The organism is Streptomyces sp. AC602_WCS936 (genome assembly GCF_019049125.1).
Taxonomy (GTDB): domain Bacteria; phylum Actinomycetota; class Actinomycetes; order Streptomycetales; family Streptomycetaceae; genus Streptomyces.
In genome coordinates, this window is the sequence record NZ_JAGMUF010000015.1 from 27,053 (window position 1) to 50,848 (window position 23,796).

31 protein-coding genes are annotated in these 23,796 nt (G+C 71.1%); 26 read left to right on the forward strand and 5 right to left on the reverse strand.

All coding sequences use genetic code 11. The annotated features are described in order from the left end of the window. Window positions 1-701: 701 nt before the first annotated feature. A complete protein-coding gene (locus tag KUM03_RS06815) occupies window positions 702-1,010 on the reverse strand; it encodes a helix-turn-helix transcriptional regulator (protein ID WP_217246101.1) in 309 nt (102 codons plus the stop codon). Window positions 1,011-1,124: 114 nt separating this feature from the next. Here KUM03_RS06815 and KUM03_RS06820 point away from each other — a divergent pair, with 114 nt between their 5' ends. Together KUM03_RS06820 and KUM03_RS06825 are read left to right on the forward strand one after the other, a co-directional pair. Further along, window positions 1,125-1,772 carry an HAD family hydrolase gene (locus KUM03_RS06820; protein ID WP_217246102.1) on the forward strand — a complete coding sequence of 216 codons (648 nt, stop codon included), beginning with the start codon at window positions 1,125-1,127 and terminating at the stop codon, window positions 1,770-1,772. A 4-nt stretch (window positions 1,773-1,776) separates the two neighbouring features. Continuing rightward, window positions 1,777-2,613 carry an NAD(P)-dependent oxidoreductase gene (locus KUM03_RS06825; protein ID WP_217246103.1) on the forward strand — a complete coding sequence of 279 codons (837 nt, stop codon included), beginning with the start codon at window positions 1,777-1,779 and terminating at the stop codon, window positions 2,611-2,613. A 7-nt stretch (window positions 2,614-2,620) separates the two neighbouring features. Here the strand turns inward: KUM03_RS06825 and KUM03_RS06830 are convergent, their stop codons facing one another. From KUM03_RS06830 to KUM03_RS06845, 4 genes are all read right to left on the reverse strand, one after another. Further along, a complete protein-coding gene (locus KUM03_RS06830) occupies window positions 2,621-3,190 on the reverse strand; it encodes a guanylate kinase (RefSeq protein WP_217246104.1) in 570 nt (189 codons plus the stop codon). Beyond that, window positions 3,187-4,224: an AAA family ATPase gene (locus KUM03_RS06835; RefSeq protein WP_217246105.1), complete on the reverse strand. Its 1,038-nt coding sequence runs from the start codon at window positions 4,222-4,224 to the stop codon at window positions 3,187-3,189. Before KUM03_RS06835 ends, KUM03_RS06830 begins: the two co-directional genes overlap by 4 nt. A gap of 210 nt (window positions 4,225-4,434) precedes the next feature. Continuing rightward, window positions 4,435-5,691 (reverse strand): helix-turn-helix transcriptional regulator, encoded by a 1,257-nt coding sequence (locus KUM03_RS06840; protein ID WP_217246106.1) that lies wholly within the window; start codon window positions 5,689-5,691, stop codon window positions 4,435-4,437. Next, a complete protein-coding gene (locus tag KUM03_RS06845; protein WP_217246107.1) occupies window positions 5,688-6,017 on the reverse strand; it encodes a putative quinol monooxygenase in 330 nt (109 codons plus the stop codon). Before KUM03_RS06845 ends, KUM03_RS06840 begins: the two co-directional genes overlap by 4 nt. Window positions 6,018-6,236: 219 nt before the next feature. On the opposite strand from KUM03_RS06845, the gene KUM03_RS06850 reads away from it, so the two are divergent. From KUM03_RS06850 to KUM03_RS06965, 24 genes are all read left to right on the forward strand, one after another. After that, window positions 6,237-6,620 carry a hypothetical protein gene (locus tag KUM03_RS06850; RefSeq protein WP_217246108.1) on the forward strand — a complete coding sequence of 128 codons (384 nt, stop codon included), beginning with the start codon at window positions 6,237-6,239 and terminating at the stop codon, window positions 6,618-6,620. A 796-nt stretch (window positions 6,621-7,416) separates the two neighbouring features. After that, window positions 7,417-7,683, forward strand: coding sequence for a WhiB family transcriptional regulator (locus KUM03_RS06855; protein WP_217246109.1), 267 nt, complete (start codon window positions 7,417-7,419; stop codon window positions 7,681-7,683). Between the two features lie 294 nt (window positions 7,684-7,977). After that, window positions 7,978-8,169 carry a DUF5999 family protein gene (locus KUM03_RS06860; RefSeq protein WP_302185840.1) on the forward strand — a complete coding sequence of 64 codons (192 nt, stop codon included), beginning with the start codon at window positions 7,978-7,980 and terminating at the stop codon, window positions 8,167-8,169. Window positions 8,170-8,276: 107 nt separating this feature from the next. Continuing rightward, complete coding sequence (locus KUM03_RS06865; protein WP_308406273.1) at window positions 8,277-8,642, forward strand: hypothetical protein; 366 nt, start codon at window positions 8,277-8,279, stop codon at window positions 8,640-8,642. A 58-nt stretch (window positions 8,643-8,700) separates the two neighbouring features. Then, entirely contained in the window at window positions 8,701-10,872 is a 2,172-nt protein-coding gene (locus KUM03_RS06870; protein ID WP_217246112.1) for a hypothetical protein, read from the forward strand. 122 nt (window positions 10,873-10,994) lie between these two features. Further along, complete coding sequence (locus tag KUM03_RS06875; protein ID WP_217246113.1) at window positions 10,995-11,486, forward strand: hypothetical protein; 492 nt, start codon at window positions 10,995-10,997, stop codon at window positions 11,484-11,486. Further along, window positions 11,483-11,719: a hypothetical protein gene (locus KUM03_RS06880; RefSeq protein ID WP_217246114.1), complete on the forward strand. Its 237-nt coding sequence runs from the start codon at window positions 11,483-11,485 to the stop codon at window positions 11,717-11,719. The genes KUM03_RS06875 and KUM03_RS06880 overlap by 4 nt, the downstream gene beginning before the upstream one ends. Window positions 11,720-12,301: 582 nt before the next feature. Then, on the forward strand, window positions 12,302-14,116 hold the full coding sequence (locus KUM03_RS06885) for an ATP/GTP-binding protein (protein WP_254398951.1): 1,815 nt from the start codon (window positions 12,302-12,304) through the stop codon (window positions 14,114-14,116). A gap of 14 nt (window positions 14,117-14,130) precedes the next feature. Beyond that, window positions 14,131-14,547 (forward strand): conjugal transfer protein TraB, encoded by a 417-nt coding sequence (locus KUM03_RS06890; RefSeq protein WP_217246115.1) that lies wholly within the window; start codon window positions 14,131-14,133, stop codon window positions 14,545-14,547. Window positions 14,548-14,630: 83 nt separating this feature from the next. Next, complete coding sequence (locus KUM03_RS06895) at window positions 14,631-16,757, forward strand: chromosome segregation protein ParM (RefSeq protein WP_217246116.1); 2,127 nt, start codon at window positions 14,631-14,633, stop codon at window positions 16,755-16,757. A 79-nt stretch (window positions 16,758-16,836) separates the two neighbouring features. Then, window positions 16,837-17,025 (forward strand): hypothetical protein, encoded by a 189-nt coding sequence (locus KUM03_RS06900; RefSeq protein ID WP_217246117.1) that lies wholly within the window; start codon window positions 16,837-16,839, stop codon window positions 17,023-17,025. Window positions 17,026-17,094: 69 nt separating this feature from the next. After that, the gene (locus KUM03_RS06905; protein ID WP_217246118.1) at window positions 17,095-17,640 is read left to right on the forward strand and encodes a hypothetical protein; all 546 of its coding nucleotides are present in this window, start codon (window positions 17,095-17,097) and stop codon (window positions 17,638-17,640) included. A gap of 116 nt (window positions 17,641-17,756) precedes the next feature. Next, on the forward strand, window positions 17,757-18,563 hold the full coding sequence (locus KUM03_RS06910) for a hypothetical protein (RefSeq protein ID WP_217246119.1): 807 nt from the start codon (window positions 17,757-17,759) through the stop codon (window positions 18,561-18,563). Window positions 18,564-18,854: 291 nt separating this feature from the next. Beyond that, window positions 18,855-19,280, forward strand: coding sequence for an RRQRL motif-containing zinc-binding protein (locus KUM03_RS06915; RefSeq protein ID WP_217246120.1), 426 nt, complete (start codon window positions 18,855-18,857; stop codon window positions 19,278-19,280). 20 nt (window positions 19,281-19,300) lie between these two features. Next, window positions 19,301-19,546, forward strand: coding sequence for a hypothetical protein (locus KUM03_RS06920; protein WP_217246121.1), 246 nt, complete (start codon window positions 19,301-19,303; stop codon window positions 19,544-19,546). Beyond that, the gene (locus tag KUM03_RS06925) at window positions 19,543-19,833 is read left to right on the forward strand and encodes a hypothetical protein (RefSeq protein WP_217246122.1); all 291 of its coding nucleotides are present in this window, start codon (window positions 19,543-19,545) and stop codon (window positions 19,831-19,833) included. Before KUM03_RS06920 ends, KUM03_RS06925 begins: the two co-directional genes overlap by 4 nt. 112 nt (window positions 19,834-19,945) lie before the next feature. Next, complete coding sequence (locus KUM03_RS06930; RefSeq protein ID WP_217246123.1) at window positions 19,946-20,452, forward strand: hypothetical protein; 507 nt, start codon at window positions 19,946-19,948, stop codon at window positions 20,450-20,452. Then, window positions 20,449-20,799 carry a hypothetical protein gene (locus tag KUM03_RS06935; protein WP_217246124.1) on the forward strand — a complete coding sequence of 117 codons (351 nt, stop codon included), beginning with the start codon at window positions 20,449-20,451 and terminating at the stop codon, window positions 20,797-20,799. The genes KUM03_RS06930 and KUM03_RS06935 overlap by 4 nt, the downstream gene beginning before the upstream one ends. Then, window positions 20,796-21,155 carry a hypothetical protein gene (locus KUM03_RS06940; RefSeq protein WP_217246125.1) on the forward strand — a complete coding sequence of 120 codons (360 nt, stop codon included), beginning with the start codon at window positions 20,796-20,798 and terminating at the stop codon, window positions 21,153-21,155. The genes KUM03_RS06935 and KUM03_RS06940 overlap by 4 nt, the downstream gene beginning before the upstream one ends. A gap of 114 nt (window positions 21,156-21,269) precedes the next feature. After that, window positions 21,270-21,653, forward strand: a complete 384-nt coding sequence (locus KUM03_RS06945; protein WP_217246126.1) for a hypothetical protein — start codon at window positions 21,270-21,272, stop codon at window positions 21,651-21,653. Window positions 21,654-21,693: 40 nt separating this feature from the next. Then, window positions 21,694-21,996, forward strand: a complete 303-nt coding sequence (locus KUM03_RS06950; RefSeq protein ID WP_217246127.1) for a hypothetical protein — start codon at window positions 21,694-21,696, stop codon at window positions 21,994-21,996. Between the two features lie 89 nt (window positions 21,997-22,085). Further along, on the forward strand, window positions 22,086-22,784 hold the full coding sequence (locus tag KUM03_RS06955) for a GGDEF domain-containing protein (RefSeq protein WP_217246128.1): 699 nt from the start codon (window positions 22,086-22,088) through the stop codon (window positions 22,782-22,784). Next, window positions 22,781-23,239, forward strand: a complete 459-nt coding sequence (locus tag KUM03_RS06960) for a hypothetical protein (protein WP_217246129.1) — start codon at window positions 22,781-22,783, stop codon at window positions 23,237-23,239. The genes KUM03_RS06955 and KUM03_RS06960 overlap by 4 nt, the downstream gene beginning before the upstream one ends. Beyond that, a complete protein-coding gene (locus tag KUM03_RS06965) occupies window positions 23,236-23,796 on the forward strand; it encodes a WhiB family transcriptional regulator (RefSeq protein ID WP_217246130.1) in 561 nt (186 codons plus the stop codon). The genes KUM03_RS06960 and KUM03_RS06965 overlap by 4 nt, the downstream gene beginning before the upstream one ends.

The following is a 23,796-nucleotide window of genomic DNA, read 5'->3' on the forward strand; positions in this document are numbered from 1 at the left end:
CGCCCCTACGGGCGCCGCCGTCGACGGAGTTGTTGAAGACCTCCGCCAGGGGGTGCATGAGCGGAGCAGCCGATGCCGCGACCGAGACCTTCGAGGCTGCTGCGAAACCGCTGCTCTTGTAGCTTCCTACCGGAAATCCAACTTCCGGTACGAACCGCGTAAAGGTGGGCGAACTGTACGCCGATCCCGTCACACGGGACGGCCGCCGCGCCTGAACTGGGGTGAAACGGACAGGGTCGAGCTGACAGAGGGACACCACTTCGGGCACTATGAGAAACACCTGCTCTCCATATAGCTGGACGGACCCGAGCCCCTCCGGGCTGGACCTGGCCAGATGTGCGGATGGGTTGGTTAAGCCCCCTCCGGGAGGAGCGGGCGGCCGGACGAAGAACCAGAGGCGAGTCCTCTCTCCTTTGCGTGATTCGAACGGATGCTCCAGAGCCCTTGGCGGGGCTGAGGAACAGGTGCAGAGCCCCCTGGCAGGGGCCCTGCGGTACGGAACCCCCTGGCAGGGGTCCCGCAGTGATGGCCCATGAGGGCCGATTGGTTAATGAGCAGTTCAAATGAGCTGCAGTTCAGAACCGGCTGGCACCGGGGTCTGAACACCCGCGCTGGAGGGATCCAGACGGTAGACGGGCCGCGCGAGGCCGAGACGTAGGGTGGCAACCCTCTTCAGGCGCGCGCGGCCGGTGGCGGCTACGTCACCCCGACCCCCTTGATTCCGAGGCTGGCGTCGGCATGCCCTCATCCACTTCCGCGGCCTCGGGGAAACGCTCCGCGAGTCGCTTGAGCAGATGGATGTAGGCATCGCGCTGCGGGCGCCGGGGGTTGCTCTTCCCCAACTCCCACCGCACGACGGCGAGGCGCTTCACGCCCACCGCGTCCGCGACGTCCTGCTGCGTGAGGTTCGCAGCGAGACGCAGCTGCGCACGCACGCGCGGCGGCGGGAGGACATCGTCCAGGCCGTCCAGCAGGGCATCGACCTGCTTCAATCGGTCCGGGTCGGACATAGCGCAGCCTCTCAAGATCGATCGATCTCTGAAACATACACCATTTGATCTCCGGTGGGGGGCTGCTGTCACTGCGAACGGCGTTGCGTTCGCAGCCGGGTAGGGTCCGGGACCGTGCATCGGCTCGCGCTCTTCGATTTGGACGGCACGCTCGTCGACCGGCAGACCGCCGTTCACGACGTCCTTACCGCGCTGTGTCGCGCACACAATTTCGACACCGCCACCGAGCAGTGGCTGCGCACTGAACTGGTCGACCGGGCGAACCCCGGCAACTTCGTCAGGCTGCGCGAAGTCTTCGGCCTGGTTGTGTCCGCCGACCAACTGTGGCGGGAGTACATCGACCTCATGGCGGCCGCCGTCACCTGCCGCTCCGAAGTCCTTGAGGGCCTGGCCCGCCTGCGCGCAGGTGGATGGACGATCGGCGTCATCACCAACGGGGCTGGCGACATCCAGCGCGCCAAGCTCGCCGGCACCGGACTCGCCGACCTGGTGCACGGAGTCGCCGCCTCGGGCGATCTCGAGATCCGCAAGCCGGACCGACGCCTTTTCGAACTCGGAGCCAGCCGGTGCGGCGTCAGCCTCGCGGATGGCGGCTGGATGGTCGGCGACAACCCGACCGGCGACGTCGGCGGTGGCCACCAGGCCGGCCTGCACACCATCTGGCTGCGCGGCCGCCCCTGGCCCAACGGACTCCCCGCCGCGAACCACGTCGTCGACGACGTCACCGACGCCATCACCATCCTGCTCAACGAGACGGAGTAGCACCGTGGACCAGCCGACCGTCGGCATCCTCCACCCCGGCAGCATGGGCGCCGCAGTCGCCGCCTGCGCCGCGACCAACGCGGCCGCGGCCCTGTGGTGCGAGACCGGGCGCAGCACCGCATCCGTGGAGCGAGCCGCCCGTTTCGGACTGACCCCCGTGGCCACGCTGGCCGAACTGCTTGACCGCAGCGACATCGTCATCAGCCTCTGCCCGCCGGCCGCGGCCGAGGACCTCGCCCGTGACGTCGCCGGGCACCGCTTCGCCGGGGTGTACGTAGAAGCGAACGCCATCAACCCCGAGCGAACACAGCGGATCGCCGCGTTGCTCGACGGCGGCGCGACCGTCGTGGACGGCGGTGTCGTCGGTTCCCCGCCGGTCGGCGGCAAGGCGCCAACCCTGTACCTGTCGGGCGCGGCCTCCGCGACCAAGCACATCGAGGCGCTCTTCACAGGCACCGCCGTCCGGACGGCGGTGCTGGGCACGGAGATCGGGAAGGCGTCCGCGCTGAAACTGGCGTACGCGTCGTTCCAGAAGACCAGCCGAGTGCTAGTGGCGCTCGCGGTCGGCATGGCACGCGAGCACGGCGTCGACCAGGAGCTCATCGAGGTCGCCTCCCGGCGCACCGACTCGTACCTCTCCGAGCCGCAGTACGTCGCCAAAACCGCAGCCCGCGCCTGGCGCTGGGGCCCGGAACTGGAGGAAGCTGCCGACACTCTCGCGGCCGCCGGCCTTCCGCCGGAGATGCTGCGCGCGGCCGCGTCCACACTGGCACGGTGGAACGACGCCAAGGACGGCGAGCTCACGCTCACCGACGCCTTGGACCGACTCGCCCAGCCGTAGCCCGCGCTCATGCCGTCGCCGCTCCCGCCCGCTGCGCCAGCAGCTGGTCGATGAGCCGCGCTGCGTCCTGTGGCGCCGACGCCGTGGTGTCCACGGTCAGGTCCCAGACCATGCCCGGGTGCGCGTCCAGGTCCTCGCGAGTCGCCTCCCAAGCTGCCAGGCGCGCCGCAGTGTCGCTGTCGCCGCGCCCAGCCGACCGCTGCTCGGTCACCTCGCGCGGGCACCACAGCAGCACCACCGACCAGTCGGCTGGATAGCCGTCGACCAGCGCCCGGATGCCGTCGACCTGCCCGAGGTGCACCACAGGCACCCCGGCCGCGAACGCGGCGTCGACGCCGGGCCGGTCGATCACGTACGTGTTGCCGTACCGCGCGTTCGCGTAGACGACGTCGCCCGCGGCCTCCAGCTCGCGCAGCTGCTCAGCAGTGCCCATCCGGTAACCGGCCGACTTGCCGGTCCCGACCTTGAGCCGGGCGAACTGCGCGTACTTCGAGTGCAGCTCGGTGAGCGCGGTGGTGACGGTGTCCTTGCCCGACGCCGGCGGGCCGTACAGGACCACGCCCTGCTTCGGATTCACGTGTACATCGCCCCCATTGCCTGCCGGGCCTGGTCCGCGAGGCTCACGGCGGTGCCCAGTCGGTTGTCCACCACCAGGTGCGGCACCGCCGGGCGCAGCTCGAGGTCGATGGTCGCCATGTACTCGTCCCACCGCTGGAGTTTCCACGCGTCCCGGGCAGCGGAGCGGAAGGTGATGTACTCCCGCATCGACTCCTCATCGCAGCGGACCCACACCGGGAAGACGTCCACGCCCATGGCCGCGGCCTTGTTGGTCAGGCGCTGCATCCAGGCTGCGTCGGTCAACTCCGCGATGAACGGAGCGGAGAGCACGGTACTGATCCCGCACTTGATGTTCGCCATGGCTGACTGCATGAGGCAGTCGTACTCCACCGACCGGACACGCTCCCGGTAGAGCTCGGTGTGCCGGTCGTTCGGGTCGCCGCCCAGCGCGACCAGGAGCCGTTCCACCAGCGGTCGTGTGAGCGGGTCCTTGTCGAGCAGCGGCCAGCCGGTGAGCTGGACGAAGAACCTCGCCAGCTCTGTTTTGCCGCTCCCGGCGTATCCCCCGACCAGGATCAGGACAGGGCGATGCGGGTCGCCTCCGGTGTGCCTCCGCTTCCAGGCGTCGATGATGCGCTGCTGGAGAGCGAAGTGCCCGGCGTCTTCGCTGCCGGGCGAGATGCGGTGGATGGCCCGTTCGACGGCCAGGACGTGCGCGCCGTTGAGGTGGTCTTCCATCGGCGTGAGCTTGAACGACGTCTCTTCGCCGGGCAGAGCGGTTCGAAACCCCAGGTCCGGCTCGGTAGCCCGGTAGAGAAGACAGTAGGCACGACGGTAGTGCGGGCCCGGGTAGACCTCGCCCTGCTCGTGCTGCCACAGAGTCTGAGGATTCGCGGCCGGGATCCCCTTCAGCTTGGCCTGCTCAGCGACCTCCCGCAGCCGCTCGCCGGCCTTCTCCAGAGTCAGGCCGTGAGCCTCCCGCTGCTCGCGCAGCCGGTCTGGCCGCCACCCCGCTCGCTGCTTCCCCACCCCGTGCCCCTTCGTCAACGTCATGGCCGCGAGCCTAGGGCTCGGGCTCCAAATCCCATGTGTACGCGGATGTTGAAAACCCGTGAATGAAGCTGTGCACGGGCTTCGACAAGCCTCTGTGATGTTCCATCTCCGCCGCCGCCGGTGTGATTGCCCCCACACAACGACGCGGTTGGCAGGGGGTGCAGACCAATGGTTATCGACCACCACGGCGACGGCCGGAACAGATCGGAACTAGTCCAGGGCATCAGCTCTTTCGGCGAGTTCCAGCAGATCGCGCGACGCGTTTGGCCCCGCTACCAGGACGAGCTCGCGGATGGCCGCACGGGCGGCCTGATGGGTCTGGATGATCTCGGGGGCGATGACCTCAGCGCGCAGCAGGCAGTCGAGAGCCTCGCCGCCGTGGCGCCTCTGCGCGTGGGCACGACCCAGGTCCATCAGGAGCCGGCCCTGTCGCTCGGGCGAGAGTTCAGCGGCGTCGATGGTGAGGCCGATGTCCAGCGCCTCGCCAGCGTCTCCCAAGTCCACGGCGGTGCTGACCGCCTGAATCTCGACGTTGACCGGGCCGAACTCCAGATTGAAGTCGTTGCGGTTCTCCCCAAGCTGCGCGGCGATGGCGCGAGCCTTGGCGATCTCCTCCTTGGCCTCCGTTCGCGCGCTGGCACGCGCTCGAACGAGAGCCAGGGCCAGATGCAGGGAGCCGAGGACGGACAGGGACTCCGGCGATTGGCTGGTCTGTTCACTCAGCGCGCTGATGGCGGTCTGCGCAGCATGTTCGGCCTGTCCGAGGCTGCGAAGTCGTACGAACGCCTGCACCATGCGGAACACGCTGGCGCAGACGTGCAGAGGGTCGCCGGATCGCTCGGCTGCGAAAATCGCGCGGTCGGCGGCTACCCAGGCGGCATCCGCCTCATCCTGTCGTACGAACGCTGCGGACAGGGCCTGGTAGGCCCGGGACAGCAGCAGGTACAGCTCCGCCTGGTGCTCGCTGGGAGCCGTCCGGACCGTCCGCTCCAGCTCGGGAAGCAGCTGTACAGCGAGGGTGCTGACCTGTGCGAGCTGACCTCCATGGGTCAAGTCCCAGAGGTCATCGACGTCGCTGCGCAGGGATTCGACGGTGCGCGTCGCTCCGGAGTCGTCACGCCCGGCGGCCAGCAGAGTCTGAAGCGCCGGGTGGCCAGACAACAGCCGGCGGGTCTCGTCCAGATCGTTGGAGAGCGACTGAGCGGTGGGTGCCTGTGATGGCCCGTCTGCCGGAGCGCTGGGACGCAACTGCTGGACGGACACGCCCAGCTCGTCCGCGATCTGCTGGAGCAGGTCCATGCGCTGGACGGGCTGAACACCCCGTTCGACTTGGGAAAGCCAGCTACTGGTCTTCCCGAGCGCTGCCGCGAACTCAGCTTGCGTGCGCCCTCTTTCCTTCCGGAATTTCTGGACGCGCTGCCCGAAGGCACGATCCTGCGGATCGACGTCCTTACCGGTCGGCTTCACGACTGCTCCGTTCCAGGGCGCTTGCTCAGGTCCTCCAGCTCGTTGAGGAACGTCACCTCGACGTCGCTCAGGAGCACCTCGCGGGCCGCGAGGAAGCGCTGCGTGTGGGCCTGATCCTCGTGAGCCAGGAACGCGTCACGGTCGGCGTACAGCTCGTAGAAGACCCGGACCAGGGGCTCGTCCACCGGGGTGTGCACGGCGTAGACGAGCGTGCCGACCTCGGTGCGGATGCCCTCGATGGTCTGGGCGACCAGGTCGTCGAACTGCAGGGCTGCCGAGGTGTCTCGCAGGGTGAAGCGCACCACGAGTGCGTATCCGCTGGCCACGAAGTCTCCCTCTCCACGTCGCGTAAGCATGCACACATTCTCACACCTAAAGCTGTGGTGCTAGGTCGCAGTCAAAGTGTTGACTCGCACTCACAGTGCTACTACTGTCCAAAGTGTTCCGCCCCGCAAGGGATGGACCGCCAGAAGGCGCTTATTTGGCCTGCTCGAACGCACCTGACCCGCCTCTGCGCGGGCTCCTACCGAAGGGAGCTCCACCCCATGAACACCACCAGCCGCCCCACCGCCGGCCTCGCCACCGAGAACTTCGACGCTGAGACGCTCGCGCTCCTGGAGGCGGTGGAGGTGCCGCTCCCCGACTTCGCCAGCCTGGACTTGGACGTCGCCTTCGGCACGCCGCTGGAGATGTACGAGGCCGGTCCCCTCCCCCACGAGCGGCTGGACGGCTTGGACATCACCGCCGCCATCGCCGCAATCGAGGCCCGCGAGAACCGACTGCTCGCCGCCCGCGACATCGTCGCCACCGACCCGACCGCCACCGAGCTGGTGCGCGAGCGCCTGGTCGACGTGCTCCTCCCCTACGCCGCGCAGCTGCGCACCGCGCCGCCGGCCACCACAGCTGAGCCTCTGCCGCTCGCGGCCTGATCCACCGCCGGGTCCTCACGGACCCGGCTCCCCCACCCGGAACCGCCCCCAAGGCGGCGCCGGATGAGGGAGCCGGACCCTCGGTCCCCGATGTACCGCCCGGACCCCCCGATCTCGGGGCCCCGATCTCGGTCGGGGTGTGAAAGGCAGCGGCCGTTCTCTTGAGAACTGAATAGTGATCATGCGGGGCTGGCGCGAGAGGCACGCCTGCTCTCCCCCTACGCGAGGCAAAGCCGTTTCCGGGCGACCGGGAACGTGGGGAAGGACCGGGAGCTGACCAGCACGATGCACCACCGGCTGGATGGCAAGCGGATCGACCAGCGTGGCCCCGAAGCATGTGGCGAGATGAGACAGATCGCCCCCGAGACAAGCCGGGTGAAGCTTGTCCTCGCGGCCCGACCTTGCCAGTCGCACCCACCAATCCGGTGGCGTGAAGCCGCAGCTGAGGCGCCGTACAAACCACGGCGCGCGTCACAGCTCGACATGACGCACCGGGAACCGACCCGGCACCGCCTGCAGAAGGCGACCGGCGCGCTACCGCGCCCCTTGATCCAGCAGCCCCGCGCTGCCCAGTCGCTCACCGCCCGCTTCGGCGGTCGGTGAGCGGTGGAGAGCGCGGAGGACGATCCCGCTCTAACAGCACGACAGCCCCGGCGACTTGGAACCCTCCGGGGCTGTCCAGGACCTGACTGGAGGACCTGATGCAGCCCAGCATCGCACGCCCGCTCGGGAACACCGACTCCGACCCGGACATGGACGAGGCCCTGCGCCGTGTCCGGCAGGGGAAGTGAACGGCATGGACTGGCGACACCGCGCGGTCTGCCGCGAAGAGGACCCGGAGCTGTTCTTCCCCATCGGCACCACCGGACCGGCACTCCTCCAGATCGAGGAGGCCAAGGCCGTCTGCCGCCGCTGCCCCGTCATGGAGCAGTGCCTGCAGTGGGCGCTGGAGGCCGGACAGGACGACGGCGTCTGGGGCGGACTGTCCGAGGACGAACGGCGCGCGATGAAGCGCCGTGCCGCCCGGAACCGGCTCCAGTCCAGGAAGGCGGCGACGGCATGACGGACGCCGACAAGAAGCGCCTGGAGGACGAGCTCCGCCGGACCAACGACAACCACGACTTCGGCCGCCGCGTCCACGGCTGACCGCCCCGCCGCGCAGGACCGGAACGCAACTTCCGTCCCGCACCGCGCTGTTCCACCAGGCCGGCCGCCCGCACCACGGGCGGCCGGCCTTTCGCACGCCTCCAGCCCGAGAGAGTCTCGGGCCCGCATCCCCGCAGGAGAGCCCATGCGCAGCAGCACCCAACTCGACACCGCGACGACCACCACCGGTTCCACCCGGTTGCCGGACTCGCTGTGCAGGCACACCCCGAACTGCCCGGCCGCTGACAGCCCGGACCGCGAGGCCGCACGCACCACCGCGAGCCACCCGGAGCAGGGCTGGAGCCTGCTGTGCAACGGGATCTTCCTCTTCGAGGACACCGGCGAGCTGCTCCCCGACGGCCAGGTCGTCGCCCCGCACCGGCCCCTCGCGGCCGCGGCCTGACGGCTGCCTGATCCGCCCGCACCGCCCGCCCACCACCGTGGCGGCCGGATCGGGCGGTGACGGGGAGCCGGACAGTCCGGACCACCCTGACGCGTCAAGGAGTTGCCGTGCGCGACAACGCCCAGAGGACCACCCCCGCAATCAAGTTCAAGCGGGGACAGTTCGTCCTGTACCGCGACCCGGAGATGTTCTGGAGCGGGCAGGCCGGCCACACCTTCGTGTGCCGGGTCCAGCGGACCTGGCTGGAGGGCACGTACGACCTGGTCGCCGTGGCCACCGGCCGCTTCGTCCACGACGCCAGCGGCGACTACATGCGGCTGCTGCCGCCCGTCGACGCGATGCGTGACATCGACACCGCCCCGCTGAACACCGACGGCGCGGCCGACGACATGACCGCGGCCGCCATCGCCTGGCTCACCCAGCAGCACGCGACCGCCAACCAGCGGCCGGAGTTGCCCGCCCAGCGCGACTGACCCGACCACCCATGAACCGCCGCCCCGCGAAGGCGGCATCGACCTGGAAGGAGGCGGCGTGGCCGCCACTCGAACCCGCAACAAGAGGCCCACCGCCCGCAAGAAGCCGGCGGCCCGTCCGGCTGGGCAGCCCACCGCCTCCACCACCCCCGCCGCGTCCCCGGCCCCGGCCGAAGCGACGAACACGGGCCTGGACCTGGAGGCACTGGCCCGCGTCGCGGACGCGCGGGACCGGGCCGCCGACATCATCGACACCGCCCGCGAGGCAGCCTCCACCCTCCAGGCGGAAGCCGAGGACCAGGCGGCGCGCACCGTCGCCGACACCCACGAGCAGGTCACCGGGCTGCTGACCGAGGCGCACAACCGCGCCGCGGGCATCACCGCCGACGCCGACCAGGCCGTCACCGCCCAGCGCGCGGCGGCGGCGAACGACCTCGAGGCAGCGCGCGGCGAGGCCGACCGGCTCCTGGCGGAGGCCCGCGACAGGGCCGAGACCCTGGTGAAGGAGGCCCGCGCGCAGGTCACCGAGCTGACCGAGCTGGCGGCGACCGACCGGGCGGCCACGGCCACGGCGGTTGCCGAGCTGCGGCGCCTGGCGGAAGCCGACCTCACCGAGATCAGCTCCCTGGTCGACCAGCGCCGCACCGAGGCCGGCACGATTCTCGCCCGCGCTCAGGAGCAGGCCGACGAACTGGTGGCCACGGCGCAGCGGGAGGTCGAGCAGACCCGTGAGCGGTTCGCGAAGCTCGCTGAGACGGCCGCCGGCCAGTACGACGCCCGCCGCGCGGAGGCGGAAGCGCTGTACGCGGACGCGGTCAAGGCCGCCGACGACCGGCGCCGCGAGGCGGACCAGCAGGTCGCCGCCGCGCATGCCGAGGCGGAGCAGGCCCGCACCGAGCTGCGCGAGCAGCTGCGCAAGCTCACCGACGAGTTCGACGCGGAGGCCGCCACCAAGCGCAAGGCCCTCGCCGACGAACTCGCCGGGCTCAAGACGGCGTGCGACAAGCAGCGCGAGCGGCTGCGGGAGGAAGCCAAGACCGTCGCGCAGCAGCTGCGGGAGGCCGCCCAGAAGGAGGCCGACCGCATCACCGAAGAGGCGCAGCGAAAGGCCAAGGGCGTCACCGACCGGGCACAGGCCGACGAGGCCCGCGCCCGCCGGATGCTCGAGGAGGCCCGCGAGGCCAAGCGGGCGAACTCCCGCTTCCGGGGCTGGCACCAGAACCTCAGCCGCAAGGCGTGGAAGACCGCACCGTGGATCGCACTCGCCGCCGGCGTCGGCCTCGCCGCCTCCGGCGAGTACGAACTGGCCCGCATGGTCGGCATCAACGAGTACGTCGCCCCGCTGCTGCCCGTCAGCATCGACGTCTACTGCGTCACCGCGTTCCGCGCCAAGCGGGACATCCCGGCGGCACTCGCCCTGATGGCGTCGGCGAACGTCACCTACCACCTGGCGGAGCAGGCCCACCTCGTGAAGGAAGGCCAGTCGGCTCCCTGGCCGCTGACGACGTTCGTCGTGCTGATCTTCGTGGCCGTCATCTGGCGCGTCCACGCACTCATGCACGACGACGCCAGTACGGACGGACACGGTGGTACGGACACGGCAACCGGAACGGACGGACGTACCGGTACAGCCGCTCGTACGGACGGCGCGGCTGGTACACAGCACGCCCGTACAAGCCCGTCCGGTACGGACTCGTACGGCCCGTCAGCCGGTACAGCCTCCGCTCGTACGGCCCACGGCACTGCTCGTACGGAGCCTGTACACGCCGCCCCGCACCACCCCGCCCCGGCGGGAGTGAATGCGGGCCTGACCAGCGCGTACAGCGACCGTACAAGCGGCGTACAGGCCGCCCCGAACGGGGCAGCGCGTACTAGTACGGAGCACACCGGCCGTACCAGCGCCGCCGCGTACGAGGGCGGGACGCGTACAGGGACGGTCACCGCACGTACGGCCCCGGCCGACGGCGTTCCGTCGGCGCGTACCAGTACGACGGAAGCCCGCCCGCGTACAAGCGGAACGGCCACCGCCGCGCGTACCGGTACAGCGACGCCCGCTCGTACGGACGCCGAACTGCTCCCGCTCGTACAGGCTCTGCCGCGCGAGACGGACGGCTTCGTCAACATCAGCCGCGTCCGCACCCAGCTCAACGTCAACCAGCCCCGCGCGATCCGGCTGCTGAAGGAGGCGGGCCTGCTGCGTCCCGAGGACGCGGACAAGTACCTGACCTGATCAACGTCCGGCACACACCAGTGAGGGCCAGCCCGCGGGAATCGGGCTGGCCCTCGCTGCGACTGCCGGAAGCAGCCAACAGCCCCCCGAGTACAGCAGATCCGACCCCCACGGAGGACCCCGTGAGCACCGAAGACAAGCCCTTCTTCGACGACCCGAACGCGGCGCTGCGCGAGATCGCGCAGAACCCCGCCGCCTACGCGCACTACCTCGCGGACTTCAACAGGGTCGTGCTGGACATGCAGGCCAAGCTGGAGATCCTCCAGCGCGAGACCCGCCTGCACTGCCGCAAGACCCGCGTGGAGGGAGACAAGTGGGGTCAGGCTTTCCTGCGCTCCTTCCCGGTGGAAAAGTCCCTGAACGACGTTCTCAACGACCTCAAGAGCATTAGTTCCGGGCTGGAAAAGAGCGCCCATAGGCGCCACGCCCACGACGAAAAGGTGCAGGAGGTCAGGAAAAACCGAAAAGAAAAGGCGCAGCTCAAGGCGCGTAAGAACAACCCGCCGCTCCAGGCCGCCCCGGAGAGTTCGGGGCAGCAGGGTGCGCAGAGCCCGAATATGGGCTATGGTGGTCCCACGTCGATTTACAACCTGGACCGCAGGGAGTCGGCGTGAGTGCAGGCCGCCCGCTCACGAAAGCGGAGCGCAAGGCGTTCAACCGTGCGAAACACGAGCAGAAGATCAAGCAAGAAATGATCGCTCAGCACGGTAACGACCTCGGCAATTTCTACGCCTGGCTCCGGGTTGTGACTATCAGGGGCACACAGGCTTACCGCGGCGGAGACACGGCGTTCATCCGTGAGGTCGTGCGGGCCCTGCAGAACGTCCACAACCGCCACGTCGGCTAGCTACCTCGCGTCCCGTCACGAAGGGCCGTCTCCGATCTCGGGGACGGCCCTTCGGCGATCCCAACGCGTGCCGCGCGTGACGCGTGCCGCGCGTGACGCGTACGCGTGTACGCGAGGCCGGTGCCGACTGTCAAGCCCAGGAGGAGGGGTCGCGTGTCCGACGACACCGACAGCAACGTGATCAACCTCCCCACCCGGGACAGCGATTCCGACGAAATGCCGGACGCTCCCGACGGCGGGGAACTCTTCTATTCCGAACCGCCCGACAGCGGCTCGGGCGGTGTCGTCCCTCCGGAGTCCCCTGCGGAGACGACAATGGAGCTTCCGGCTATTCGCGGGCCCATTTCCCCGGAAACCGCTTTGCGGGAAACGGGAATTCCGGACGCCCCGGATTCCGGCGACGGGGAATATGAGGAAGGTGAATACGAGCAGCCTCGTTCTCTCGCCGATCGCCTCGGTGACTGGCTGGAATACCGGCTGGAAGTGGCGCGGGACCGGCACGCCGGAGAGGCGCCCTTCCGTGAGGCTGAAATAGCGCGTAAGGCTGCGCTTTTGGAGGCTCGCACCGCTCAGGAAACCGCGATGATGGAGCAGAACGCCAAGCTCCACGCCGCGCAGATGAAATCGAAGGCCGACAAGGCGGCGGCGCGCGGCAAGGCCGACGCGGCGCGGTCCTCCAGCTCCGGGATGGGCGCCGACAAGGGCGGCCGCTCGAAGGCCGGCGGCGGGGGCGGCTCACGCGGCGGCGGCAACTCCGGCGGCTCAGGCCGGGGCAGCACCGGCGGCGGCCGGGGCTCGGGAACGAACGGGTCCGGCGGCACCGGTCGGGGTTCCGGGAGCGGCAACTCCCCCAAGGGCGCCGGGAAGGGCTCTGATCGCTCCGCTGGCGGCCGTGGGGGCGGCTCGAAGGGCAATGAGTCGTCCGGCGGCCCGAAAGGCCGCCAGAACGGCTCTGGAGGCTCCGGTGCGGGCAAGCCCGGTACGGGCAAGGGAAGTTCAGGTGGCTCGGGCAAGAGCGGCTCGGGTAGTTCGGGCTCCGGCAAGGGCGGCTCGAAGGGCGACGGCGGCAGGTCGAAGGACTCGCCAGCCGTCAGCCCCCGGGCCGAACGGGCCCGCGGCCGCCAGGAGCGCGCCGCCGCCCGCCAGGCCGCCCGGCAGCAGCGGCGCAGCGCGAACCAGGCGGCCAACCTCGCCGATCGCAGCAAGGACCGCGACCAGGACCGCGCCGCCAACCAGGCGGCGCGGGAGGAGCGCCGCAGGGCGAAAGCCGAGCGGAAGGCCGCGAGGAAGGCGAAGCGGGAGGCCGCCAAGGCCGCCGACGACCGCACCACCCTCGGTGCGGCCGTGGCGGAGGAAGCGCAGCGCCGCTGGGACAAGCGCCGTGGAGCCGAGAAGGGCAAGTCCGCGAAGGACGACAAGGCCAAGGACTCCACTGGGGACAAGGACGCCAAGGACTCCGAGGCCACGACCAAGAAGATGCCCAAGGACGGCCCTGAGTCGTCGTCTGGCGGCCCGAAGGACGACTCCGCGACCAAGGAGCCGGACGACGGCAAGAAGGGCGGCGAGAAGCCGTCTGACAGCCCCGGCGACAAGGACGCGAAGGACGGCCCCACGCCCGACGACGTCAAGGACCCGCCGGGCACGGACGGCAGCGGTGACGACCGCTCGTTCAGGGAGAAGATCAAGGACTTCTTCACCAGGCCCGAAGAGGACGCCACCCCGCCCGAGGCGGAGGAGCCGTCAAGGCTTCGGCCCGAAGACCTGAAGGTCACGGTGGACCGCCCCGGCGGCCCGACCCGCTCCCCGAAGTCCGAAGAGGCTGAGGAAGTCATCCCGGACGCGGTCATCGTCGAAGACGCGGCCGACCCCTTCGGCGCCACCGTCACGAACACGGCGAGTCTCCCGCGGGCCCCCGAGCCCCACACCCAGCGTCCCGGCACCACCCGACCCACCGCACAGGAGGACCCCGTGGCATCGGAGGTCAGCAGGCCCACGTCGGGCCAGGCCGGCATGGCGGCCAAGCACCGCACTGACATCACTTTCAGCGAGTACCTGATGGAGATCGTGAACATCGCGATCGCCGCCGCGCTCGACAAGGACCGCGCCCAGGAGCTGGCCATCGCGCTCGGCAAGGTCGCCGACGCCCTGCGGGACATGGCGGCCGACCTGGTCGGCGACCACAACATCGCCACCGAGGTCGTCGACCAGGTCACGGACCTGGCCGACGCCGCGGACCGCATGAAGCAGCTGGCCGAACGGTGCGCCACCGAGTGCGAGGTCGCCTCCGAGGCCGCCCGGATCGCCGCCATGTCGGTCGGCCGCGTCTACGGCGAGGACATCGCGGCCATGGACGACGCGGGCCTGGCCCACGCCTCCGCCGCCGCCCACCACGACTAGGAAGGAGGTTCGCCGTGAGCGACCTCGCGCCCACCACCGGCGGCGGCGCTGCCGCCACGACCGACGGCGACAACCGCTACAAGGCCGTCCAGCAGAAGCTCAAGACGCTGGGCACCGCGATGGACCTGGCAGGCGACGAGTTGGAGCAGTTGCTGCGCCGCATGCGCCTGAACGCCCAGCGCACGGAGGGCCTGGCCGTCGACATCGCCAACGCCGAACTGGACCGCAAGTTCATCGAGATGACCAACCAGGTGGCCGTCGCCCTGGGCGGCGCCGCCACCGAGGTCCAGAAGCTCCACGAGACGGCCCAGGAGGTATCCGGCCTGGCCACGGCCGCGCGGCGTACGCACGCGCGGCTGTACGAGGGCCTGGACACCGTTCGCTCCGGTCGCAGGGAGCGCACCCCCAAGCCAGGCTTCTTCGCCCACTGACCCCCGACCCCGCCGAAGTCCCCGATGGGCGGCCCGCCACCGACGGCGGGCCGCCCATCGTCACTCCCGAAGGAGAACGTCCCGTGTCCGTGCCGCGCAGCGTCGCCCTGGAGCGCACCCTCTACACCCTGGCCGCCCCGGTCCTCGCCGCGGCCCCGAACCTCTACCCCGACAGCCCCGTCAACACGGTCGTACAGCTGGCGGGCGCGGCCGGCGTCGGCGGCTGGTTCCTCGCCTACAAGAGCGACGAGTCCGGCGCGGGCCGCAAGATCCTTCGGTGGTCCCCGCTCGTGGCCGCCGCCGCCATCGACGTCGCCGCCCGGCACACGATCGGCTGGGGACCGTGGTGCATGGACGCCCTGCTCGCCGCCGGGTGGGCGGCGGCCGGCCTGCTCGTGATGCCGTTCTCCCGGCACACCCGCCGCGGACACCGTCCCGCGCTCGCCGCCCCGGCCCCCGCCCCGCAGCTCCAGCCCGCCGCCCCCGAGCCGTCCCCGGCGCAGCCGGACGACGGCGCCGACGCCTTCACCCGGCAGGTCCGCTGGCTGTGGGAGAACCGCGGCATGCCCGGCCGCACCATCGTCATCAAGGCCACCCCGCACCCCGGCATGCCCAACGACCTGTCACTGCTGCTGCGCGCCTCCGAGGCAGGCCGGGCCATCTCCGGCCTCAAGGAGGACGACATCGCCGCCGCGTTCAGCGTCGACGTCACCGACGTCACCATCAGGGAGGTCGTCCGGCAGCAAGGGCGCGAGGGCGGCCCCGCCTGGCGGGAGGTCGACGTCACCCCCAACGCGAACGACCGGCGCCGCAAGGCCCCCACCGCCCGCGAGTGGTGGGCCGACCGGATCGGCGCCACCGGCGGGGCCGTGCCCGGCTCGGAGTTCGTCAAGGAAGTCCGCGACAACGATCGCAAGGTCACCCACTACATCGCCCAGGTCCCCGACGAGGCGGGCGAGCCGCGCGTCAACCAGCACGCCCTGGCGGCCGCCCTGAAGACCAAGTACGACGAAGGCCGGCTGTTCGTCACCGTCGACGGCAGCCAGGTCCTGGTCTCCCTGTGGGACAGCTCGCCGCTCGCGCGGGTCTTCCCCGCAACGAAGGAGCTGCTGACCCCGGACAAGGACGGCCGGTGGGTGACCGGCTACCTCGGCAACGGTCAGCCCGCCCGCAACCGCGTCTACACCGACCGGGGCGCGGCTCACGGCCTGTTCGTCGCCCCATCCGGCGGCGGCAAGACCCAGCTGATGGGCCTGCACGTCGCCGCCGACGCCCTGTTCGGCGCGGTGGTGTGGCTGGCGGCGGAAGCACCGGATGAGAAGGCGGCCAAACTGGGCGAGTACACCGACCGCTACGGCGTCGGCGCGCTCTACATGATCCGGCTCCTGCGGGCGCTGGACGCGCTGATGGAGATCCGCGGCGAGATGGTGTGGGAGGACGGCAGGGTCTACGACTGGGACCCGAACATGCCGGGCTGCCCCTACCGGATGCTGTCCGCCTACCTCGATGAGTTCCTCTCCGCCGCCCGCCACGGCGACTACGGCGCGGAGATCATGGACCTTGCCGAGAAGGTGTCGGTCAAGGGCCGCAAGTACGGCATCGGCATCAAGGTGGCCGGCCAGTCCATCTACGTGCAGGACGGGTTCACGCAGCTGCTGTGCGAGAACCTGCGCGAGAACTGCATCCCGGTCGTGCTGAAGGTCGCCCCCGGCAAGGTCGGCGCGATGTTCAAGGCGCTGGGCATCCCGTCCGAGAACACCCCCGACCCCCTCCCCCGCTCCTTCTCCCCGGAGGAGGCGGGCCGGATCGAGCGGGTGATGCGCGGCGAGCCCGAGCCGCCCGCCAACTCCAACACCGGCGGCGCCGGCTGGATCGTCGAAGCCAAGCAGCCCGAGGTCCTGCGCACCTTGTACATGGACTTCAAGAACGGCCTCGACGACTACTTCCCCGACGTCATCGCCACCCTGACCGACTACGAGATCCGCGAGCTCGAGGCGCGGGACCTGTGGTTCGACTGGACCGAGCCGCCCCGGCCCGGCGAGTTCGGCCCCGAGCCGGGCGACGGCGAGGACGGCGAGGACGGCGACGACGCCCCGAAGAGGGGCGGCGGCGGCCCGCGCCGTGGCGGTGGGAAGCCCGCCGCGCGCCGCGACGCGGTCACCTCGCCCCGCCAGGCGCTGGAGGCCATCAAGAACCTCTCGGGCGTCTGACCCACCCCCGCACCCCAACCCCCGCAGGGCCCGGCCGCACCGGCCGGGCCCTGCTCACACCTGGAAGGACACATTGTCCGTGGCCGTTTCGATCTCCGCCGTCGTCCTGCTCGGCATCGTCGTCTTCGTCCTCATCCGGGGCGGCTCCGTACGCCTCGGACCGGCCCTGGCCTGCGGCCTGTTCGGCTTCTTCCTCGCCTCCACCGGCGCCGCACCGTTCATCAGCGACGCGATCGGCACCGTCACCGGCTGGATCTCCAGCATCTGAAACCGCCCCGGCCGCCGGCGTCGAAGGCGCCACCCACCCCCGCGCCTTCGACACCTCCAGGGAGCCCCGATGCCTCAGACCCACCCCGCCATAGACCAGGCCACCCCGACCGCCGCACCGCCCGCGCCGCCGACGGCCTTGTCCCTCGAGGAACGCCTGACGTTCATCAAGGCGGCGATGAGCGTGAGGCTGGACGAAGCGAAGGTCGCCTACGAGGTCAACACGGCGCACATCGAGACCGAGCCCGTGGACCTGGCCGACGTCGTCACCATGCCGCTGACCCCGACGCTCCAGCCGCCGCCGCAGTCCTACCCGACCCCGGTCGCGGCCCTTCTGCAGCGCGCACACCACCGGCTGCTTACCGGCGGCTGGTGCTCCGGCGCCCTGGTCGACGAGGACGGCGCCCGCTGCATGCTCGGGGCCATCCGGATCGAGGCCGGCGGCGACAGAGGCCTGGAAGCCGACGCGGCCTCCGTGCTGCTGGACGCGATCCGCCGCAAGTTCGGCGACGACGTCGACTCCGTGCCGTCCTTCAACGACGCGCACGGATCGGCCCGCACCCCGCTCCGCATGGTCGACCAGGCCGCCGGCCTCGCCGACGCCCGCGGCCTCTGAACCGCTCCGGACCACCTGCCTCGTACCCGAACCCTTCGCGGTCGGGTGCGGGCCAGGCCGTCCGGCCTGCGCACCACCGCCCACCACACCCGCCCGAGCGAGGGAGACGCCCCGCCATGCAGTCCGACGACAAGCCCGTCAACGGCCAGCCCATCAACGGTCAGCACAACCCGAACTTCCTCGACCTGTTCAACCAGACGCCCGAGCCGCCCGACGCGAAGGACTGGCCCCGCCCGAAGCGCTTCGCCGGGCTGCGCGAGGCATGGGACGCGTCCTGGAAGCAGGGCGGCTTCCTGTACGAGCGGTGGGAGGACGTCCGGCACGCGCGGTTCGCGGGCTGGCACGGGATGGCCAACTGGATCAAGGCGGTGCTCAGCCTGGCCAGCGTGTGCGCGTTCATCATCGTGCTGGACGCCGCCGGCGACATCGTCTCCGCCGTGGCCCACCGGATCGCCACCGCGGCCCCGGAGACCCAGCTGGCGTCCGAGACCTCCAACAGCTTCTGGGCAGTGATCGATACCCCGATCCGCACGTACATCGCCCAGCACACCGCCGGCCTCGCCGTCAGCGGATCCGCCGTCTACGCCTTCTGGCAGGCGGTCGGCCTGTTCGGCCTGGTCGGCGGCTTCTTCCACAGCACCGGCGCCCGCATCACCTACACCCTCTGGGGTGCGGCGAGCGTCGGCATGGTGTGGTCCGCCTCTCCCGCCGACGGCCGCACCGTCGCCACCGGGATCACCGTCCTCGCCTGGACCATCGCCTCCGTCTTCGCCCTGCGCGGCCTGAGCCTGCGACCGGTCATCCACACAGCCTTCCAGCCTCACATCGACATCCGCCCCGAGGTCCACGTCCCGCCGCAGCCCGTCCCCGTCCACGACGACCTGGACGACGAACCCGACAACGTCCACCCCCTCCAGCGCTGACACGGCACTGCTCCGCACCCGCAGCGCCCGCTGAGACCTGACGCCCTGCCTGGCCCTCGCCCGCCCGTACCACGGGCTGGCGAGGGCTGGACAGGCCGCCCGGCCACCAACTCCCGCGCCCCGCCGACGCACCGACGTCAGCGGGGCGCGGTGACACCCACCCAACCGCTGGAGGAGATCACTCGTGCTCATCCCCCGCCCGCGCCGCCGGATCGGCCGGCCCCGCCCGCAGCGTCCCGGCCCCCGCTACCCGCTCCCCCAGCGTCGACTCCCCGGCTCCTGGAGCAGGTGATGGCCGACCAGGACGAGGACCTGGTCGACGTCGACCCGTACGACCCCGGCGACGGCGCCTTACCGGTCTTCCGGTGGAGGCAGGCCGGGCGCGAGAACCTCGCGACCCGCCGCCAGCTGCGGGAGATGGGACTGCGCCCCGGCGGCCACGAGCCCGTCGCCCGGATCGAATGCCGCGGCGGGAAGCGGTGGGCGTGGCTGTACCGGATCGACCTGGCGAAGCCGAAGCTCCCGATGACGCTCGCGAAGGAAGCCGCGCTCGACAAGGCGATGGCGGCCCGCCAGACATGCGGCACCTGCCGCCGGCGCTACTTCCACTGCCTCCCACTGAAGACCTTGGGGTCCTGCCTGGAGTGCTTCGACGGCACGCCCGCCGACCCCGCCTCCTACATCGCTCCCCCGGCCAAGCACCTGCTTGCCGCCTGATCCGAGAGGGACACCAGCCCATGAGCACCGCTGCACGCGCCTCCGCCTTCAACGAGCCCGAGCGGCCCAAGAACCTCCAAATCCGGTTCGTCACGATCGGCGGATCCTTCGTCGACGTCACTGGCCTCGGTGAGCACTTCAAGAACCGGTGGATGTGCCACGGCTGCAAGGCCACCTCGCAGTTCCCGGAGGAGGACTACCTGTTCAGCATCCGCGAGAAGGCCAACGACCACGCCGCCGCATGCCGAGCGATCCCGCTGACGTGACCATCCGCCACCTGCGCGCCGCCCTGCTGCTCGCCGCCGTCCCGCTCGCCGCGGCGACGACCGCCGCCGCGCTCAAGACCGGCCACTGGCGGCTGTACGCCGACCGGCACCGCATCGAGCTGACGCCCCGGCCCCGCCGCTCCTGCCCCGACTGCCGGGGCGCGGGCGGATGGTGGGTCGGCGGCGCGAACCCGGAGATGGAGGCGTGCGGCTGCTGGTCGGACCGGCGCGAGCTGCGCATCCGTCTCTGGCCCCTCCCGGCCTGGCCGGACGAGCCGCCGTTCTGAACGACCCGACCCCGGCCGTATCGGCCGGGGTCGGACCGCCGGGTGGCCGCGCATCGGCAAAGGGCCGGCCACCCCGCTCCCTCACCCTCTTCGAGATCAGGAGACCTCCAGCATGCATCGTCCCGCCGTCTTCGCCGCCTTGCTCGGACTGACCCGCGCCGCCAGCGCGGTCGGCGACTTCTGGGTCCAGAACGACTTCTGCGCCCGCGTGAAGGGCGCTTCCGACGACTCCCCGGTCACCTACGAGGACCCGGCCACCAAGGAGAAGACCACCCACGGCACCGCCGACGGCCGCAAGGCGTGCCTGCACCACTGCCTCACCTATACCGCCACCCAGGCGGTCGTCGCCGGGATCGGGGCCCGCGCGCTGGGCATCCGGGTCCACCCCGGCGCGGCCGCGGCCGCGCTCGCCCTGTCCTTCGGCACGCACTACATTGCGGACCGCCGCGTGCCCGGCTACGGCGTCCTGGAGAAGCTCGCCGACAAGACCGGTAAGACCAACTTCTACAAGCTGGCCTCGCACGGCATGAACGGCGCCTTCCACCTCGACAACTCCTGGCACCACGGCTGGGAGACCGTCGCCGCGCTCATCGCCACGGCCAAGGCCACCGCCCGGTGACCGGCCCGCGCCGTACGCGCATCGAACGCGTCCGCGCCTCGGTCGGCATCGCCTCGCTGGCCCTCCAGCAGATCGAGGACGACCTCAGCGCCGAAGACGTCGACCAGGAGGAGCTCGCCGCGATCCTGCGCGAGCTCATCGAGGACACCGACCCGCCCGGCGGCTTCCTCGCGGCCGTGGCGCAGCTGCTCACCACCGCCGCGAAGCGAGCCGAGCAGATCGAGCCCGACCGCGACGGCGACGCCTCCTGCCCCCTGCACGAAGCCGCTGCCCTGATCACCGACAACGCCGGGCAGCGCCTGATCTGGGCTGCCCGCGCCCTTCACCCCCAAGGAGAATCCGCATGACCGAACCCAAGCCCGAGAGCATCCGCTACACCGCCGACGCAGTCGCGATGACGCCGGAGGGTGACAACTACGTCTCCGAGCAGCGAGCCCGGATTGCCGAGCTTCAAGCCCGCCCGGATCGGCTCACGCCGGAAGACGCGCGATGGCTTCTTGACCGGCTCGCGTGGGCGGACTGGCACCTGGAGGAGCTGCGAGACCGCGTCGACAACGCCGGAAGCATGATGAACACGAGTTACGTGTCCAGCGCGATCGACTACACCCGCTGGTCCCGGGGGACCCCGCGAGGGCCTGTGATCGCTAACCGCACCGACGGCACCGGCACCCAGTTCACAATCCTGGGCCGTCCCCAGCGCTGACCGGACGCTCTCCGTACGGCCCCGCCGCACCGCCCTCGGGCGGGTGACGGCGGGGCCGTGCGGTGTCCGTCCGGTCAGCCGAGACCGGACGACCGGCCCTCCCCGGAGGTCACCGTGCCCCTCGCCCGCCGCTCCCTCATGGACGCCGCCGCCGCCCGCTTCGGCTGGCGCCGCGCCTACGGCGACACCACACAGGTCGACGCGCTGCTCACCGAGCAGACCGAGACCGCCTACACCGCAGCCGCCGACCACGCGGCCCTGGCGACCGCCAAGAACACCGACGTTCTCACCGTGCAGCCCTGCGTCCTGGACGTCCGCGGCCGCGTCCTGGCCGACGTCCTCTACCTGGAGGGCGTCCTGACCGGCGCCCGCAACCGCGGCCTGCCCCCGGAGCTCATCGAGCGCCTGGAGGACGCCGTCGGCCACGGCCACGAGCTGACCGTGCTGCTCGCGGACACCGTCCGCATCACCGCCGCCCACACGCCGCCCGGCCACTGAGCACCGGGTCACGACCAGCGATGGAGGGAGAGGGGCCGTCATGCCGCTTCGCTACTTCGAGGTTGACGTCCCGATACACCACAACACCAACCGCCAGCTGAAGGGCGTACACGTCTTCACCGGCGAGGCGTCGTCCAAGAGCGAGGCCCTGCGCATCGCACACCAGGTGTACGACGCGGCGCTCGCCGCGCAGCAGGCCGGCCTCGAGGTTCCCGGCAAGCAGGCCGGGGGCTGGGGAGCGCGAGGGCTTCGGCCCGACTGGGCGCTCGACTGGCAGGCCGCGAAGGCCGGCCCCTGGCACGACCCCTACAGCTGGCTCAGCCACGAGCCTTTCGAGCTGTAGGTCCGCCCCGGGACGGCCGCCAAAGGCCGGAAAACCAGTCGACCGCCCCGGGCCACCCATCCCGTACATGACGAGAGGGAGAGACCAGTATGGCCTCCACCGTGCGCGTACAGGCCCCGATCGGGCAACGCGCCCTGTTCATCACCACGCTCGCCGTGCCGCTGACCGGCTGGACCGTCCACGCCGTCAGCCTCCACCGCAAGCTCACCGTCGCCCGCCGCGAGCTCTCCGACCGCCGTGACCCGCTCACCGGACTGCTCGGACGCGACGGCTACACCACCCGGGCCCGCCAGATCACCGACCGGTACGGCGACAGCTCCCTGGTGGTCTTCGTGGACCTGGACCGCTTCAAGGAGATCAACGACGGGCGCGGCGGGCACGCCGCCGGCGACCGCGTCCTGGCCGCCACCGCGCAGCGCCTCACCGCCTGGGCGGGAAGCCGCGGCGTGGTCGGCCGGCTCGGAGGGGACGAGTTCGCCGTCACGGCCCGGATCGCACCGGCCCGCCGCGAACTCCGGCTCGCCCAGCTGGTCACCCTGCTCGCGCAGCCCGTGGAGGTCGACGGCGGCGCCCTGGTCGACGTCGCCGCGTCGGTCGGCGCCGCTTCCCCCGACGTCCTCGGCACGACGGACCTGTCCGTGCTCCAGCGGGCCGCCGACGCCGCGATGTACGCGGGCAAGCACACCGGCCGCGCGGTCCTCGCCGGACCGCAGCACATCACGGTGCCCTCCATCAACGGCCGCCGCGCCGGACGGCCGGGCACCAGCACTTTGGGACGGGCGGCATGAGCGAGACCACCACCGTCGACCCAGGCACCTGGATCCGGGGCATCACGATCCGCCAGCCCTGGACGACCTGCATCCTCGCCGGGAAGGACGTGGAGAACAGGCCGGCCCCCTGGTCCTGGCGCGGCTGGCTGCTGCTGCACGCCGGGCAGGCCACCGAGCGGGCCCCGCTGCGCGACCCGCTGGTCGCCACCGCGATCCGCGGCCGCGCCCTGCACACCCGGGCCGTCATCGGCGTCGCCCGCCTCACCGACTGCCACCAGGACGCCGCCGGCACCGCCCCGTGCTCGAAGTGGGCGCAGGCCGACGCGTTCCACCTGGTCCTCTCCGACGTCCAGGAGCTCGCGCTCCCCATCCCGTGGCTGAACGGCCAGCTCGGGCCGTGGCGCCCGACGCAGGACCTCGTGGACCAGGTTCTCCTTCAACTCCCCCACCTCGCTCCGGAGGGCACCTCATGAGCGGCAATCGCACCGGCGTTGCCAAACTGCCGGACATCGTCCCTGCCGACGACCGGATCCCCTTCCCTCACACCGACCAGGCGCTGCGCTGCCGCACGGAGCCCGGCCTGTTCGTCATCGAGGACATCCACAACACCGACGAAGACCCCCGCGCTCGGGAGAAGGCGCTCGGCAAGGCCAAGCACGCCTGCTCCGGCTGCCCGATCGTCAACGGCTGCCTGAAGTGGGCGCTCGCCAACGCCGACCTGACGAAGGCCGGGGTGTGGGCGGCGACCACCGCCCGCGACCGCAAGCAGCTGCGTAAGAAGCTCGTGGCGCGGCTCGGTGAGGACTGGGTCGGCGTGGTCGCCGAACAGGACCGCCGCCGCCGTGAGCGGCAGCGCGCGTCGCGCGTCGCGCCGCCGTCCGTCCGTGAACTGGCCCTCGCCCGCCTGGAGCTGGAGTCCATCCCCACCCGGCCCGCGCCGTACAACCGCTGGAAGGAACCGATCACCCCTGCACAGGCCGCGTCCAACCGGCGCGTGCTGGAGCTGGTCGCCAGCGGCAAGGCGGCCTAG